The sequence below is a fragment of the Streptomyces sp. NPDC036764 genome (genome assembly GCF_055609385.1).
Genome location: NZ_JBVJPT010000007.1, coordinates 258,704 through 272,686 on the forward strand (window position 1 = coordinate 258,704; position 13,983 = coordinate 272,686).

Here is a 13,983-nt window from a genome sequence, read left to right on the forward strand (position 1 = left end):
GTGGCAGTGGTTGGAGGCAACATGGCGAAGGTGCCCAGCGCGGTGGTCGCGGCGGGCGGGCTCGTCGGCGGGTACGGCGTGGCCCGCTGGACCGGGAACCGGCAGCTCGGCGGTGCCGTGCTGGCCGTCGCGGGAGCCGCCGCCGCACAGCAGTGGCGAGGGGGGTCCCCCCGCTCGAGCGAAGCCGAGAGTGGGGGAGGGCGGGCGGCAGGGCCGCGGGGGCGCTGACCACCGCGTACGTCGCCGCCTTCGCCGGTTCGCACCCGCTGGCCAAGAAGGTGGGCGCCTGGCCCGCCGTCCTCGGTGTGGCGGGAGCGGTGGCCCTGGCGTCCTGGGCGGTCGCGGACGGGCGGAGCTGACGTGAGGGAGCGCGCCCGGGCCACCGCCGGGCGCCCGCCCCACGGCCCCCGGCGCGGCTAGGCCCCGTGGCTCAGCACATTCACCACGCGCCCGCCCGGATCCCGTACGAAGAACCGCCGCACGCCCCACTCCTCGTCCCTGAGCTCCCGTACGATCTCCGCGCCCGACGCGGTGACCTCGGCGTACACGGCGTCGACGTCCTCGACCTCCACGCTCAGGTCGGGGACGACCGGGCCGGTGCGCTCCTCGATGAAGAAGCTGATCTGGGCGGTGGGGTTGGCGGGGGACGCCATGGTCATCATCCAGCCCATGTCCATCACCTCCTCGAAGCCGAGCAGGCCGTAGAAGTCCCGGCTCGTCGTGATCGCTTCCTCGGACCCGGCATGAACGTTGGGGACGATCCTGCGGATGGTCATCGCTGCGGCTCCCTGATCGTGGTCCGGAGGTTTCTGTTATCCCCCGCAGTCTCGCCCCGTCTCCTCACCGTCCCCCACCACAGGCACGCGAGGAATGAGCCACGTGACACGACAGATCAACCGCCGGAGCATGCTCAGGGCCGCGGGTGCGACCGCCGGAGCCGTCGGAGCCGGAATCGGAATCGGTACGACCGCTCTCGCCGCCCCGGCATCTGCGGCCGGCGCCTCCTTCGCGCATCCCGGCCTGCTGCACACCCGCGCCGACCTGGACCGCATGGCCGCCAAGGTGAAGGCGGGCGCTCAGCCCTACACGGCCGGTTTCGCCAAGCTGGCCGCCAACCCGCACGCCCAGAGCGACTGGCGGCCCCGCCCCAGCGCCGTCGTCTACCGAGGTGCGGGCTCCCCCCAGAACTACGCGGCGCTCTACAAGGACATCCACGCCGCCTACCAGAACGCCCTGCGCTGGCACGTCACCGGTGAGAGCGCGCACGCCGACACGGCCGTCGCCATCCTCAACGCCTGGTCGGGGACGCTGACCCAGATCGCGGGCAGCGCCGACCGGTTCCTCGCGGCCGGGCTGTACGGCTACCAGTTCGCCAACGCCGCCGAACTCGTCCGCGACCACGACGACTTCGAGGCCGAGCGGTTCCGCAAGATGCTCCTCGACGTCTTCCACCCGCTGAGCGAGAGCTTCCTCGACCAGCACAACGGCGCGGTCGTCAGCAACTACTGGACCAACTGGGACCTGTGCAACATGGCCTGCGTCCTGGCCATCGGCATCCACTGCGACGACCGGGCGAAGGTCGACCGCGCGGTGGAGTACTTCAAGCACGGCGAGGGTCTCGGCTCGATCAGGAACGCCATCCCCGTCGTATACGACGACGGACTGGGCGAGTGGCTGGAGGCCGGCCGCGACCAGGGGCACGCGCTGCTCGGCGTCGGCCTGATGGGCACCATCTGCGAGATGGCCTGGAACCAGGGCATCGACCTGTACGGCTACGACGACAGCCGCTTCCTCAAGGGCGCCCAGTACGTGGCCAAGTGGGCCTTGGGCGGGGACGTCGCGTTCACCGCGAACACCCGCAGGAAGGGCGCGATCAACGGCTGGTCGGGATCGGAGACCGTGACCGAGGCGGCGCCCGTGAACCCGGAGATGACCCGCCCGATCTGGGCGATGATCGCCAACCACTACACCAAGCGCCGGGACCTGCCGGCGTCGTACCTGACCCGGATCGCCGCGAGGTCGGCTCCCGAGGGCGGCGGCTGGAACTACGGCCCCGACAGCGGCGGTTACGACCAACTGGGCTTCGGGACGCTGGCGTTCACGCGGGACAGGGTGTCGGGCGCGGGTGCGGGTACCAGCGGCGCACCGAGTCCGTCTGCCGCTGCCTCTGCGGCGGCCGGCACGGGGGCGGATCCCCGGCCGCAGACCGGGACCGCATCGCCGTCGGCCTCCGCCGCCTCGGGTGGCGACCTCGCCGCCACCGGCTCGAACGACCTCCTCGGCTGGACCGCCGCCACGGGCGTCACGGCGCTCGCCGGCGGCCTCCTCCTGCTGCGCCGCCGCGACCGGGCCCGGCGCGAGTCGCAGTAGGCCGCACCCCTGCGTCCCTGCGTCCCCGAGGCCTTCGCCGGCCAGAAGCCGCCGTGGGCGTGGAGCGGAACCCTCGCCGCGCGCCCTGAAGCCCCGCCGCTACGCCCCGAGCGCCCGCGACACGGTGTAGATCACCAGGCCGGCGAGGGAGCCCACCACCGTGCCGTTGATCCGGATGAACTGGAGGTCGCGTCCGATGTGCGCCTCGATCTTCCTGGTCGTGTGCTCGGCGTCCCAGCTCGCCACGGTGTCCGTGATCAGGGAGGTGATCTCCTTGCGGTAGGTGGAGACGACGTACACCGCCGCGCCCTCCACCCAGCCGTCGACCTTGGCCTGCAGCCGTGGCTCGACCGCCATGCGCGCGCCCAGCGACAGCAGCGAGGCGCGCACCCGCAGGCGCAGCTCGCTGCGCTCGTCCTCGGCCGCCGAGACGATCATCCGGCGTACGGCGGTCCAGGCGGAGGCGATCAGGTCCTGCACCTCGCCGCGGCCCAGCACCTCGCCCTTGAGCCGCTCGACCCGCGCGCGGGTATCCGTGTCGGACTGGAGGTCGGAGGCGAAGTCGGTGAGGAAGCGGTCGAGGGCGGCACGGGCCGGGTGGGTGGGCATGTCGCGCATCTCGGTGACGAAGCGCAGCAGCTCCTTGTAGACGCGCTCGCCGACCCGCCGGTCGACGAATCTCGGCGTCCAGCCGGGAGCACCGCCCTGGACGGCGTCCATGATCTCGTCGTCGTGCAGGATCAGCCAGTTCTGCGCCCGGGCGACGACCAGGTCGACGGCCCGTTTGTGGCCGCCGTCCGCGACGATCTTCTCCAGCATCTTCCCTATGCCGGGCGCGACCTCCTGGGCGTCGGCACGCCGGGTGATCGCCTCGCCCACGACCGCCTGGACGTCGGAGTCGCGCATGACCGTCAGGGCGCCTCTGAGTGCCGCCGACAGCTCCGCCGTCACCCGGTCAGCGTGCTCGGGCTCGGCCAGCCAGGCGCCGAGCCGGCTGCCGATGCCGACGGCCCGCAGACGCTGCCGTACGACGTCCCGCGAGAGGAAGTTCTCGCCGACGAACTCCCCCAGCGAGACGCCTAGCTGGTCCTTCTTGGTCGGGATGATCGCGGTGTGCGGGATGGGCAGGCCGAGTGGGTGGCGGAACAGGGCCGTGACGGCGAACCAGTCGGCGAGCGCGCCGACCATGCCGGCCTCGGCCGCCGCGGCGACATAGCCTGCCCAGGCGCCGGCGCCCTGGTTCGCGGCCACCTTGGCGAGGACGTACACCAGCGCGACGAAGAGCAGCAGCCCGGTCGCGGTGAGTTTCATCCGCCGTACGCCGCGCTGCTTCTCCTGGTCGGCTGCCGTGAACGTCGTCATCGCACGTACGGCCGATGCGGGGACGCGCCGGTTATCGGCGAGGCCCTGCCGGGCATGCTGCTCTACGCCACGTGTTCCCGTTTCATCCGGATTCGTACGTTCCATTCCACTCCACCCGTCCAGGATCCCCGCACACATTGTCCCTTCCTGACCGACTCCTGGAACGAATCAAGAGTTCCCGGCGTCTGTCCCGTGGGGGGAGGTCGATGGCGAAGTCCGGATGAACTCCGGCGGCCCAATGGGGGGTCCGTGCAACTCCCCTCTGCCTCATGACGCATCATGAGGTGATCACATCGGAGCCTCGGGCTCCCATCCGCCCGAGGAGACACGCACCGCATGACCAGGCGAAACGGTTATGCCTTGCTCAGCGCGATCATCGCCCTGATCGTCACGCTTTCCGCCGCGATATACATCGGAGTCTCCTCCGACGACGGCAGCGCGACCGGCAAGAGCGCCCCCACCAAGACCGGCTCCGGGCGGGGCCCCGTCGCTCCCGCCTCCACCGGCGTCTGGGTGGGTGCCTGGTCCGCCTCCCCGGTCGGCGCCGAGCCCGGCACCGAGCTGGAGGGCCTCGCGGGCGACTCGGTGCGCAACGTCGTGCACACCAGCGTCGGCGGTACGAGTGCCCGGATCACGCTGTCCAATCTCTACGGCCAGTCCCGGCTGACGATCACGCACGCGTCGATCGCCCTCTCCGCCCGCTCCTCGACGGCGGCCGCGCTCGCGGACACCATGCGCCGGCTGACCTTCGGCGGGAACCCCACGGTCGTCATCCCGCCGGGCCAGCAGGTGCTCAGCGACGCGGTGCGCCTCACCGTCCCGGCGGACACCGACGTCCTGGTGACCACCTACTCCCCCACCCCGTCCGGCCCCGTGACCTACCACCCGCACGCACGCCAGACCAGCTACGTCGCCGAGGGCGACCTCGCCGAGGACGTGACCGGCACCGCCTACACCGGTCAGGTCGACGCCTGGCGGTACCTGACCGCACTGGACGTACTCAGCCACGACTCCCAGGGCACCGTCGTGGTCTTCGGGGACTCGCTCACCGACGGCATCACGTCCACCCAGAACACCAACCGCCGCTGGACGGACGTCCTGTCGCGCCGGCTGCGGGCGGCGGTCGCGGCCGGCGAGGACGTGCCGCGCTACAGCGTCGTGAACCAGGGCATCAGCGGCAACCAGATCCTCGCCAGCGGCTCCGGACGCCCCGCGGACAACCAGGCGGGCGTCGGCCGCTTCCACCGCGACGCGCTGTCCCGCACGAGCGTCAAGGTCGTCGTCATCGACCTCGGCGTCAACGACATCCTGCGCAACCCGAACCTCGCCGATCCCGACCGCATCCTCGACGGCCTGCGCGCCCTGGTCCGCCAGGCCCACGCCCGCGGCATCAAGGTCGTCGGCGCCACCCTGATGCCCTTCCAGGGCCACCGGGGCTACACGGACGCCCGCGAGAACGTACGTCAGCAGATCAACGCCGAGATCCGCGCCGGCAAGGTCTTCGACGCGGTCGCCGACTTCGACGAGGCCGTCCGGGACCCGTACAACCCGCGCAAGTTCCGCCCCGACTACGACTCGGGGGACCACCTCCACCCCAGCGACAAGGGCTACGAGCGCATGGCGGAATCCTTCGACCTCCAGGACCTGAAGGGCGCCGCTCCGGCGGAGCTGTAGAGGCGACCTACGCGGCGAGCCGGAGCGTCGGCGCGCTCAGTCCTCGTCCCGCTCCCGGGCCTTCTCCCGCCGGTCGCCGCGCTCATCGTGCCCGTGGCGCCACATGTCCCGATGCTCTTCGAGCATCCCGCGGTGGGCCTCGTACCGCTCGTCGCGCGCCGAGCCCCGCAGCTCCCGCCGCTGCTCGCGCCGCTCCAGCCGCTCCCGGCGCCGCTCCTCCCGGAGCTCCTGCTTCTGCGTCCGAGTCAGCTTGCGTTCGACCCCGACGCCGCCCCAGAAGGCGAACCCGGTCACGATCACCCGGGGTGCCCCGGGATCCCCGGGCGCCCCGTCCTCGCGGTGGTCGAAACCGCCCATGATCCCGATCCCGCGCACCTCGACCTCGACCCCGGGCGGCACGGCGATCTCCACGCCGCCCATGATCGCGACGCAGTTGATCTCGACCACCCGGTCCGCGAAGTTCGCCTCGCGCAGATCGATCTCCCCGCCGCCCCAGAAGGCAAAGCAGTTGAACCGCCTCGGCACGGTCCACCGCCCCTTGCGCTGGAACCCCGACATCACGGCGACACCCCACGTCGACGACCCCTCGCCGCCGACGATCCGCTCGCCCCAACTCCCGGCCTCGACCCCGGGCTTCTTGACCATGTCGACCTTCGGCACGGCCACCGCGCCCACGGGCAGATCCCGGGTGATCGGGGCCAGATCCCCGTATGTGCGCGCCTTGTACGTCGCGTCGAGGCGTTCCTCGAACTCCTCCATGTCGAGACGCCCCTCCGCGACGGCGTCCCGCAGGACCTCGGCGACTCGCTCACGATCTGCGTCGGAGGCACGCAGCTCCGGTCCGGGGGGCCTGGAGGGTGTCCCCTCAGAAGGCACAGCGTCGCTCATGTACAGCAGCCTACGAGCAACCCCGCCCCGGGGCTACGAGATCGCCCGCTCGGCCCGTCCCGCCTCCTCGGCGTACATCTTCGCGATCACGGCCTCGATGTCGGGCTCCCGCACGGACAGATCCACCAGCGGATACTCCGCCGCGACCCGCGCCACCAGCACCGCCGCCGACTCGGCCGCCGGAAACGCCAGCCACTGCCGCGGCCCCTCCACCTTCACCACGCGCGCGGGCGGCGCCTCGATCGGCGGCAGCTCGCGCTCCAGGTCGACCACCAGGATCCGCTCGCTCTCCCCCACCTCGTGCAGCCCGGCGAGCGGACCGTCGTACATCAGCCGCCCGTGGTCGATGACCATCACCCGAGAGCACAACTGCTCGATGTCCTGGAGGTCGTGGGTGGTCAGCAGCACCGTCGTGCCGCGCTCGGTGTTCAACTCCCGCAGGAACTCCCGGACCCTGGCCTTGGAGATGACGTCGAGCCCGATAGTCGGCTCGTCCAGGTACAGCACCTCGGGATCGTGCAGCAGCGCCGCCGCGATGTCCCCGCGCATCCGCTGGCCGAGTGAGAGCTGCCGTACGGGGACGTCCAACAGGGCGCCCAGGTCGAGGAGTTCCACGAGCCGGTCGAGGTTCTCGCGGTAGCGGACGTCGGGGATGCGGTACATGCGGTGCATCAGCTTGTACGAGTCGATCAGCGGCAGGTCCCACCACAGCGTGGTGCGCTGCCCGAACACCACCCCGATGCGGTGGGCGAGCCTGGTGCGTTCGCGGGAGGGGTCGATGCCGGCCACCCGCAACCGGCCGCCGCTGGGGGTGAGGATCCCCGTCAGCATCTTGATCGTCGTCGACTTGCCGGCGCCGTTCGGCCCGATGTAGCCCACCATCTCCCCGCGCGCCACACGGAAGGAGATCGAGTCGACGGCCCGCACCTGCCGCCGCTCCCGCTTGAGGAAACCGGTCTTCTTGCGCACGTCGAAGACCTTCTCGACACCGTCGAGTTCGATGAACGCCTCGCCCATGTCCGCCATCAACCGCCCCTAACTCCCCGTACTCCGATACGACCGCAGCCCGGCCCGCCACGCCAGACCCGCCAGGGCGCAGCACACCACCGCCACCAGGGGCGAGGCGAAGGCCGTCCACCCGGGCAGGTCGATGGGGTACGGCCGCCCCAACACGTAGGCGGCGGGTACCCAGTTGACGAAGGCGAGGGGCAGCATGAAGGTCACGCCGCGCACCAGGTCCTTGCCGAACACGGTGGGCGGGTACTGCAGCAGCGTGGTCCCGCCGTAGGTGAACGCGTTCTGCACCTCGGCGGCGTCCTGCGCGAGTATCTGGAAGGCCGCGCCCGCCACGAACAGCGCCGAGAAGATCGCCGCCCCGCTGATCAGCATCACCGGCACCAGCAGCACCTTCGCGGGCGTCCAGTCGATGCCGGCCGACACCAGCGCCCAGCCCAGGACCAGCGCGCCCTGCGTGATCCGACCGAGGCGGCGCAGCGCGAAGTGGTCGGCGCCGACCTGCGCGAGCACCGGAGCGGGCCGCACCAGCAGCGTGTCGAAGGAGCCGTCGCGGATCCGGCCGCCCAGGACGTCCATCGAGCCCAGCACCAGGTCGGCGATCCCGAACGCGGTCGCCGACAGGCCGTACAGCAGGGCGATCTCCGGCAGCGACCAGCCGCCCAGGGTGTCCACCTGCGAGAACATCAGCAGGATCGCCACGAAGTCCAGGCCGGTCACCATCAGGTTGCCGAGCACCGTGACGGCGAAGGAGGTGCGGTAGGTCATGCTGGAGCGCACCCACATGGCGGCGATCAGCCGGTACGCCCGCAGCCCTTCGAACAGGGCACCGCGCTCACCCACCCTGCACCACCACCCGACGCGTCGCCGCCGACTGCACGATCCGCCCCGCGGCCAGCAGCACCACCGCCCACACCGCCTGGAAGGCGAACGCCCCGAGCGGCGCGGTCTCCCCCATCAGCACGTCCGCCGGCATCTGGATCTGCGCCGCCCAGGGCAGCGCCCGCACGACCTCGCCGAACACGCCCGGGAAGGCGTTCAGCGGCAGCACCATGCCCGAGAAGAAGATCCCGGTGATCATCAGGGCCTGGTTGACGCCCATGCCGTCCATGAGCCAGAACACGCTCAGGGCCGCCAGATAGCGGATCGCGAAGCTGACGACCGCCGCCAGCAGCAGCGTGACGACGAAGGCCGCCCACGGGGTGACGTCCGTCGGCAGCGCCATCGGGAAGAACACCGCGCCGAACAGGAACGGGATCACGCCCCGCCCGACCATCTGGAACAGCGCCCGCCCCATGTCCCCGGCCAGCCACCACAGTTGGAGGTCGGCGGGCCGGTACAGGTCGACGGCGATCTCACCGGTGCGGATCCGGTCCATGAGGTCCTTCTCGGCGCCGCCGCCCTGGATGGCGAGCGTCGCGTACAGGCACTGGCCCAGCCACACATAGGTGACGGCCTGCGCCTGGTCGTATCCGCCGAGGTGGGGCTTCTGATCCCACAGCGCCAGATAGGTGTAGACGAGGATCACGCCGAAGACGGTGTTGGTGAACACCCCGGCCGCGGTGGCCACCCGATAGGTCGCGTACCTTCTGAAGCCGCCTACCGCGACGGCCAGATACAACCGCCCGGAGCCCACATCCACAGCCCTCCTCGCCCGCGCCCGACACCGAAGCGCAGGAGCCTAGTGCGCGCGGATCCGGGGCTGCCAGCCATTTTCCGAGCGCCCCCGGCCCGAGAGTCTGCTCACTTTCCAGGACACGCGCCGGTTTCCGGGAACGGAACGCCCGGTGCGAGAGTCTTCAATGGGGGCGCAGTAGGCGTACGAGGGCGTACGGGAACGTACGACGCGAAACAGGAGTCCGAGCACGAGATGAGCGACGAGCCGCAGCCGCAAGAGCCGCAGGCCCAGCAACAGCAGCCGAACGGGAAGGCCAAGCGGCCCAAGAGGACGGGCTGGCGGCGGATCATCCCGACCTGGCGCATGGTGCTGGGCACCTTCGTCGTCGGCACACTGCTGGTCGTCGGCCTGTTCTTCCTGGCCTACTCCCTGGTCAAGATCCCGCCCGCCAACGCGCTCGCGACCAAGCAGGCCAACGTCTACATGTACGCGGACGGCTCGGTGATCGCCCGCGACGGCGAGGTCAACCGGGAGAACGTCACCCTCGCACAGATGTCCAAGGCCGCCCAGCACGCGATCCTGGCCGCCGAGGACCGCGACTTCTACTCCGAGTCGGCCGTCGACCCCAAGGCGATGCTGCGGGCCGCCTGGAACACGGCCACCGGCAAGGGCAAGCAGTCCGGCTCCACGATCACCCAGCAGTACGTGAAGAACTACTACCTGCGCCAGGACCAGACGGTCACCCGCAAGGCCAAGGAGTTCATCATCGCGATCAAGCTCGATCGCGAGAAGACCAAGGACGAGATCCTCGAGGGCTACCTCAACACCAGCTTCTTCGGCCGCAACGCGTACGGCATCCAGGCCGCCGCCCAGGCCTACTACGGCATGGACGCCAAGGACCTCGACCCGGCCCGCGCCGCGTATCTGGCGGCGCTGGTCAACGCCCCCAGCGAGTACGACGTCGTCGCCCACCCGGAGAACAAGTCCGCGGCCGTGGCCCGCTGGAACTACGTCCTGGACGGCATGGTCACCAAGGGCTGGCTCAGTGAGTCGAAGCGGGCCGGCATGAAGTTCCCGGCGCCGAAGGAGGCCTCGACCTCCACCAACCTCTCCGGTCAGCGCGGCTACATCGTGCAGATCGTGAAGGACTACCTGACGCAGAACAAGATCGTCAGCGCGGAGGAGCTGGAGCTCGGCGGCTACCGCATCACCACCACCCTCCAGAAGGACAAGCAGAACGCCTTCGTCGACGCCGTCAACGACCAGCTCATGTCCAAGTTGGACAAGAAGAACAACAAGGTCGACAAGTACGTCCGCGCGGGTGGCGCCTCCGTCGACCCGAAGACCGGCAAGGTCGTCGCGATGTACAACGGCATCGACTACGTCAAGCAGTACACCCCGAACGCCACCCGCAGGGACTTCCAGGTCGGCTCCACCTTCAAGCCGTTCGTGTTCACCTCGGCCGTGGAGAACGGCTCCACCACCCAGGACGGCCGCCAGATCACCCCGAACACGATCTACGACGGCACCAACGAACGCCCGGTCCAGGGCTGGACCGGCACCTACGCCCCCGAGAACGAGGACCAGCACTCCTACGGCGACATCACCGTCCGCACGGCCACCGACAGCTCCGTCAACTCGGTGTACGCGCAGATGGCCGTGGACGTCGGACCCGAGAAGGTGAAGGACACCGCGGTCGAGCTGGGCCTGCCGACCAACACCCCCGACCTCCAGCCGTACCCGTCGATCGCCCTCGGCACCGCCACCGCCAGCGTCCTCGACATGGCGGAGGCCTACGCGACGCTCGCCAACCACGGCAAGCACGGCACGTACACGATGGTCGACAAGATCACCAAGGACGGCGCCGACGTCATCGAGCTGCCGCAGCGCAAGACCTCCCAGGTCATCAGCCGCGAGGCCGCCGACACCACGACCTCCGTCCTGCAGAGCGTCGTCGACAACGGCACCGCCACCGCGGCCCTGGCCGCCGGCCGGCCCGCGGCGGGCAAGACCGGTACGGCGGAGGAGGACACCGCCGCCTGGTTCGCCGGGTACACGCCCGAACTGGCCACCGTCGTCGCCGTCATGGGCCAGGACCCGGTCACGGCCAAGCACAAGTCGCTGTACGGCGTGATGGGCCTGAACCGCATCAACGGCGGCGGGGCGCCCACCGACATCTGGGCCCAGTTCACCAAGGAGGCCCTGAAGGGCAAGCCGGTCGGCGAGTTCGACCTCCAGCTCCAGGAGGGCGCCGACGAGCCCCAGTACCCGACGACCGACCCCACCCAGGGCGACGAGGACTCCGGCGACCAGGACGAGAACGGCACCACCGGGGAGACCGCGACCGGCGGCCAGGACACCGAGGGCCAGACCGGAGGCGAGACCCCGGGCGACACGGACGGCGGCACCACCGGCGACACGACGACCGGCGGCACCACCGACGGAGGCACGACGGACGGCGGCGCGACCGACGGCGGCACGGACTCGGGCGGCACCGCCGACGGGGGCACCACGGACGGCGGCACCACCGACGGCGGCACGGACTCGGGCGGCACGGACACCGGCGGCACGACCGGCGGGGACAGCTCGACCGGCGGGAACGACACCGGTGGCGGGGGGACGGCCGGGAACACGGCCGGGACGTTGAGCACCACCCGCCGGCCGTGAGCGCCGGGGCTCAGTGACCGCTGGTCGCCTTGAGCCCCACCACGGCGACCAGCAGCAGGCAGACGAAGAAGATCCGCGCGGCGGTGGCCGGCTCCCCCAGCACGACCATGCCGACCACCGCGGCCCCGGCGGCACCGATGCCCACCCACACGCCGTAGGCGGTGCCGATGGGCAGGGACCTCGCGGCGTACGACAGCAGCAGCATGCTGGCGACGATGCCGGCGCCGATGAACAGGCTGGGGACGAGCCGGGTGAATCCGTCGGTGTACTTCATGCCGATCGACCAGCCGACCTCCAGCAGACCGGCGACGACGAGCAGAACCCAGGCCATGACAGGCACCTCCGAGACGTACGACGTGGAACGGCGGTGCGTCGTCTTTGCGTACTTCCCGGTACGGCGCGTCTCGTCGGGTTCCTTCAAAGCTAGCAAAGGAAACGGCGAAAGGGGCCGGTGACGATGGTCACCGGCCCCTCTAACCGTCGATCCCGAGGCGGAACGGACTACAGGTAGAGCCCCGTGGAGTCCTCCGACCCCTCGAACCGGTCGGCGGCCACGGCGTGCAGATCACGCTCACGCATGAGCACGTAGGCGACCCCGCGCACCTCGACCTCGGCGCGGTCCTCCGGGTCGTACAGGACCCGGTCGCCGGTCTCCACGGTGCGTACGTTCTGCCCCACGGCGACGACCTCGGCCCAGGCCAGCCGGCGGCCGACGGCCGCGGTGGCGGGGATGAGGATGCCGCCACCGGAACGCCGCTCGCCCTCGCCGGTGTCCTGCCGCACGAGTACACGGTCGTGCAGCATCCGGATGGGCAGCTTGTCGTGGTGGGTGCTGTGCTCGTTTCTGTTGGCGCTCACGCCTTTGAACCTACCTGCCTTTCCCGCCCGCGTACGCCTGCGGGTCCAGTGCCGCTCAGCCCCTGCGGCGCCGAGTCCCCAGCGCCAGCAGCCCCACGAGGCCGACGGCGACGAGCGCGACGGGCACGATGCGCTCCAGACGGGGCGCGCCCTCCTCGTCCGTGAACTTGGCCTTCACATCGCTCACGACCCGGTTGACCTCGACATAGGCCCGTCCGAGGGTGTGGTCGATGTTGGAGACCACCTTGGCCTTCGCGTCACCGACGATCGTCTTCGGGTGCACACGCACCCCGATCTCGTCGAGTGTCTCGGCCAGCGCTGCGCGGCGGGCCTTGATGTCCGCCTCGATCTGCGCCGGTGTTCTGGTGTCCGACGTGTCCGCCACCGTACGGCCTCCGAAGTGAAGCTGATGCTGTTTGCGGACAGTCTGTCAGCTCTTCGCCGGACCGCACCGTCAGGCTCCCCGGTTACGCTGGTTCGATGAGCGAGCGACTCCAGCCGGGGGACGTGGCCCCCGCCTTCACCCTGCCCGATGCCGACGGCAACGACGTGTCCCTGTCGGACCACAAGGGCCGCAAGGTCATCGTCTACTTCTACCCGGCCGCCCTGACGCCCGGCTGCACCAAGCAGGCCTGCGACTTCACGGACAACCTGGAGCTCCTGGCCGGCGCCGGCTACGACGTCATCGGCGTCTCCCCCGACAAGCCGGAGAAGCTCGCCAAGTTCCGCGAGCAGGAGTCCCTGAAGGTCACGCTGGTGGCCGACCCGGAAAAGTCCGTCACCGAGGCGTACGGGGCCTACGGCGAGAAGAAGAACTACGGCAAGACGTACATGGGCGTCATCCGGTCCACGGTGATCGTGGACGAGGAGGGCAAGGTCGAGCGAGCGCTGTACAACGTCCGGGCGACCGGCCACGTGGCCAAGATCATCAAGGACCTGGGCATCTGAACGAGATCCACACATCAGGAGCCAGGCCGGGCCGCCCCTGCACCGGCCTGCGCTCCTCGCTCCACACCCCCGGGGCAAGCTCCTCGGCGACCCGCCGCCAGAACCGTACGGCCGCGGGGTTGTCGTCCTGAAAGGCGACCGCCCAGTCCCCGGGATACCGCCGCACCACCTCCCGCACGGCCCACGACCCGACTCCGGCCCGTCGCGCTCCCCGCACGACGAAGAAGCTGTTGAGCACACGGACGGGGCCGCCGATCGCCCGCACGAAGGCGAACCCGACGGGATGCTCGCCCCTGCTGATGAGATACGGCGCCCAGTCGACGCCGTCGGCGAAAGCCGCCTCCAGCCGCTCCCTGCGAAACGTCCCGTCCGGGTTGGGCAGTTGCCCGCCGAACTCTGACATGTCGTGCCGGAACAGCAGCCAGAGACGTTCGAAGGTGGGACGGTCGCCGGGGGTGGCCGGGCGTACATGCACCGGACTGTGAATGGTCATGAAAAAAGCCTCCCGGGACAGCTCGGTCGCCCGAGCCCGGAAGGCTCACGTGGTGATCCACACCATACCAACCCCGCCGTCACCACCCGAC

The 13,983-nt window shown here is 70.4% G+C and carries 14 protein-coding genes, 1 pseudogene and 1 riboswitch; of the genes and pseudogenes, 5 read left to right on the forward strand and 10 right to left on the reverse strand.

Annotation, left to right across the window (positions count from 1 at the left end; translation table 11 throughout):
- Positions 1–21: 21 nt before the first annotated feature.
- A pseudogene (locus ACZ69Q_RS26080) lies at positions 22–359 on the forward strand (hypothetical protein).
- Positions 360–416: 57 nt separating this feature from the next.
- On the opposite strand, the gene ACZ69Q_RS26085 reads toward ACZ69Q_RS26080, so the two are convergent.
- Positions 417–776, reverse strand: a complete 360-nt coding sequence (locus tag ACZ69Q_RS26085) for a VOC family protein (protein ID WP_471046126.1) — start codon at positions 774–776, stop codon at positions 417–419.
- A 130-nt stretch (positions 777–906) separates the two neighbouring features.
- On the opposite strand from ACZ69Q_RS26085, the gene ACZ69Q_RS26090 reads away from it, so the two are divergent.
- The gene (locus ACZ69Q_RS26090) at positions 907–2,370 is read left to right on the forward strand and encodes an alginate lyase family protein (protein WP_471046349.1); all 1,464 of its coding nucleotides are present in this window, start codon (positions 907–909) and stop codon (positions 2,368–2,370) included.
- 99 nt (positions 2,371–2,469) lie between these two features.
- Here the strand turns inward: ACZ69Q_RS26090 and ACZ69Q_RS26095 are convergent, their stop codons facing one another.
- Positions 2,470–3,837: a DUF445 domain-containing protein gene (locus ACZ69Q_RS26095; protein WP_471046128.1), complete on the reverse strand. Its 1,368-nt coding sequence runs from the start codon at positions 3,835–3,837 to the stop codon at positions 2,470–2,472.
- Between the two features lie 231 nt (positions 3,838–4,068).
- On the opposite strand from ACZ69Q_RS26095, the gene ACZ69Q_RS26100 reads away from it, so the two are divergent.
- A complete protein-coding gene (locus tag ACZ69Q_RS26100) occupies positions 4,069–5,406 on the forward strand; it encodes an SGNH/GDSL hydrolase family protein (protein ID WP_471046130.1) in 1,338 nt (445 codons plus the stop codon).
- A 36-nt stretch (positions 5,407–5,442) separates the two neighbouring features.
- Here the strand turns inward: ACZ69Q_RS26100 and ACZ69Q_RS26105 are convergent, their stop codons facing one another.
- The 4 genes from ACZ69Q_RS26105 to ACZ69Q_RS26120 are packed head-to-tail and all read right to left on the reverse strand — an operon-like array spanning position 5,443 to position 8,944.
- The gene (locus tag ACZ69Q_RS26105; protein WP_471046132.1) at positions 5,443–6,294 is read right to left on the reverse strand and encodes a DUF1707 SHOCT-like domain-containing protein; all 852 of its coding nucleotides are present in this window, start codon (positions 6,292–6,294) and stop codon (positions 5,443–5,445) included.
- Between the two features lie 33 nt (positions 6,295–6,327).
- Positions 6,328–7,320 carry an ABC transporter ATP-binding protein gene (locus ACZ69Q_RS26110; protein ID WP_471046134.1) on the reverse strand — a complete coding sequence of 331 codons (993 nt, stop codon included), beginning with the start codon at positions 7,318–7,320 and terminating at the stop codon, positions 6,328–6,330.
- Between the two features lie 9 nt (positions 7,321–7,329).
- Positions 7,330–8,151, reverse strand: a complete 822-nt coding sequence (locus ACZ69Q_RS26115; protein WP_471046136.1) for an ABC transporter permease — start codon at positions 8,149–8,151, stop codon at positions 7,330–7,332.
- On the reverse strand, positions 8,144–8,944 hold the full coding sequence (locus ACZ69Q_RS26120) for an ABC transporter permease (RefSeq protein ID WP_471046351.1): 801 nt from the start codon (positions 8,942–8,944) through the stop codon (positions 8,144–8,146). Before ACZ69Q_RS26120 ends, ACZ69Q_RS26115 begins: the two co-directional genes overlap by 8 nt.
- Before the next feature lie 234 nt (positions 8,945–9,178).
- On the opposite strand from ACZ69Q_RS26120, the gene ACZ69Q_RS26125 reads away from it, so the two are divergent.
- Positions 9,179–11,593 carry a transglycosylase domain-containing protein gene (locus ACZ69Q_RS26125; RefSeq protein WP_471046138.1) on the forward strand — a complete coding sequence of 805 codons (2,415 nt, stop codon included), beginning with the start codon at positions 9,179–9,181 and terminating at the stop codon, positions 11,591–11,593.
- Positions 11,594–11,603: 10 nt separating this feature from the next.
- Here ACZ69Q_RS26125 and ACZ69Q_RS26130 read toward each other — a convergent pair whose 3' ends face one another.
- From ACZ69Q_RS26130 to ACZ69Q_RS26140, 3 genes are all read right to left on the reverse strand, one after another.
- The gene (locus ACZ69Q_RS26130; RefSeq protein WP_471046140.1) at positions 11,604–11,924 is read right to left on the reverse strand and encodes a DMT family transporter; all 321 of its coding nucleotides are present in this window, start codon (positions 11,922–11,924) and stop codon (positions 11,604–11,606) included.
- A 35-nt stretch (positions 11,925–11,959) separates the two neighbouring features.
- A riboswitch (guanidine-III (ykkC-III) riboswitch) is annotated at positions 11,960–12,030 on the reverse strand.
- Between the two features lie 64 nt (positions 12,031–12,094).
- Complete coding sequence (locus ACZ69Q_RS26135) at positions 12,095–12,451, reverse strand: GroES family chaperonin (RefSeq protein ID WP_471046142.1); 357 nt, start codon at positions 12,449–12,451, stop codon at positions 12,095–12,097.
- Positions 12,452–12,506: 55 nt separating this feature from the next.
- Positions 12,507–12,836: a DUF3618 domain-containing protein gene (locus ACZ69Q_RS26140; RefSeq protein ID WP_471046144.1), complete on the reverse strand. Its 330-nt coding sequence runs from the start codon at positions 12,834–12,836 to the stop codon at positions 12,507–12,509.
- Positions 12,837–12,931: 95 nt separating this feature from the next.
- Here ACZ69Q_RS26140 and bcp point away from each other — a divergent pair, with 95 nt between their 5' ends.
- A complete protein-coding gene (gene bcp, locus ACZ69Q_RS26145) occupies positions 12,932–13,399 on the forward strand; it encodes a thioredoxin-dependent thiol peroxidase (protein ID WP_471046146.1) in 468 nt (155 codons plus the stop codon).
- Here bcp and ACZ69Q_RS26150 read toward each other — a convergent pair.
- On the reverse strand, positions 13,380–13,892 hold the full coding sequence (locus ACZ69Q_RS26150; RefSeq protein ID WP_471046148.1) for a GNAT family N-acetyltransferase: 513 nt from the start codon (positions 13,890–13,892) through the stop codon (positions 13,380–13,382). The genes bcp and ACZ69Q_RS26150 overlap by 20 nt on opposite strands.
- Positions 13,893–13,983: the final 91 nt, after the last annotated feature.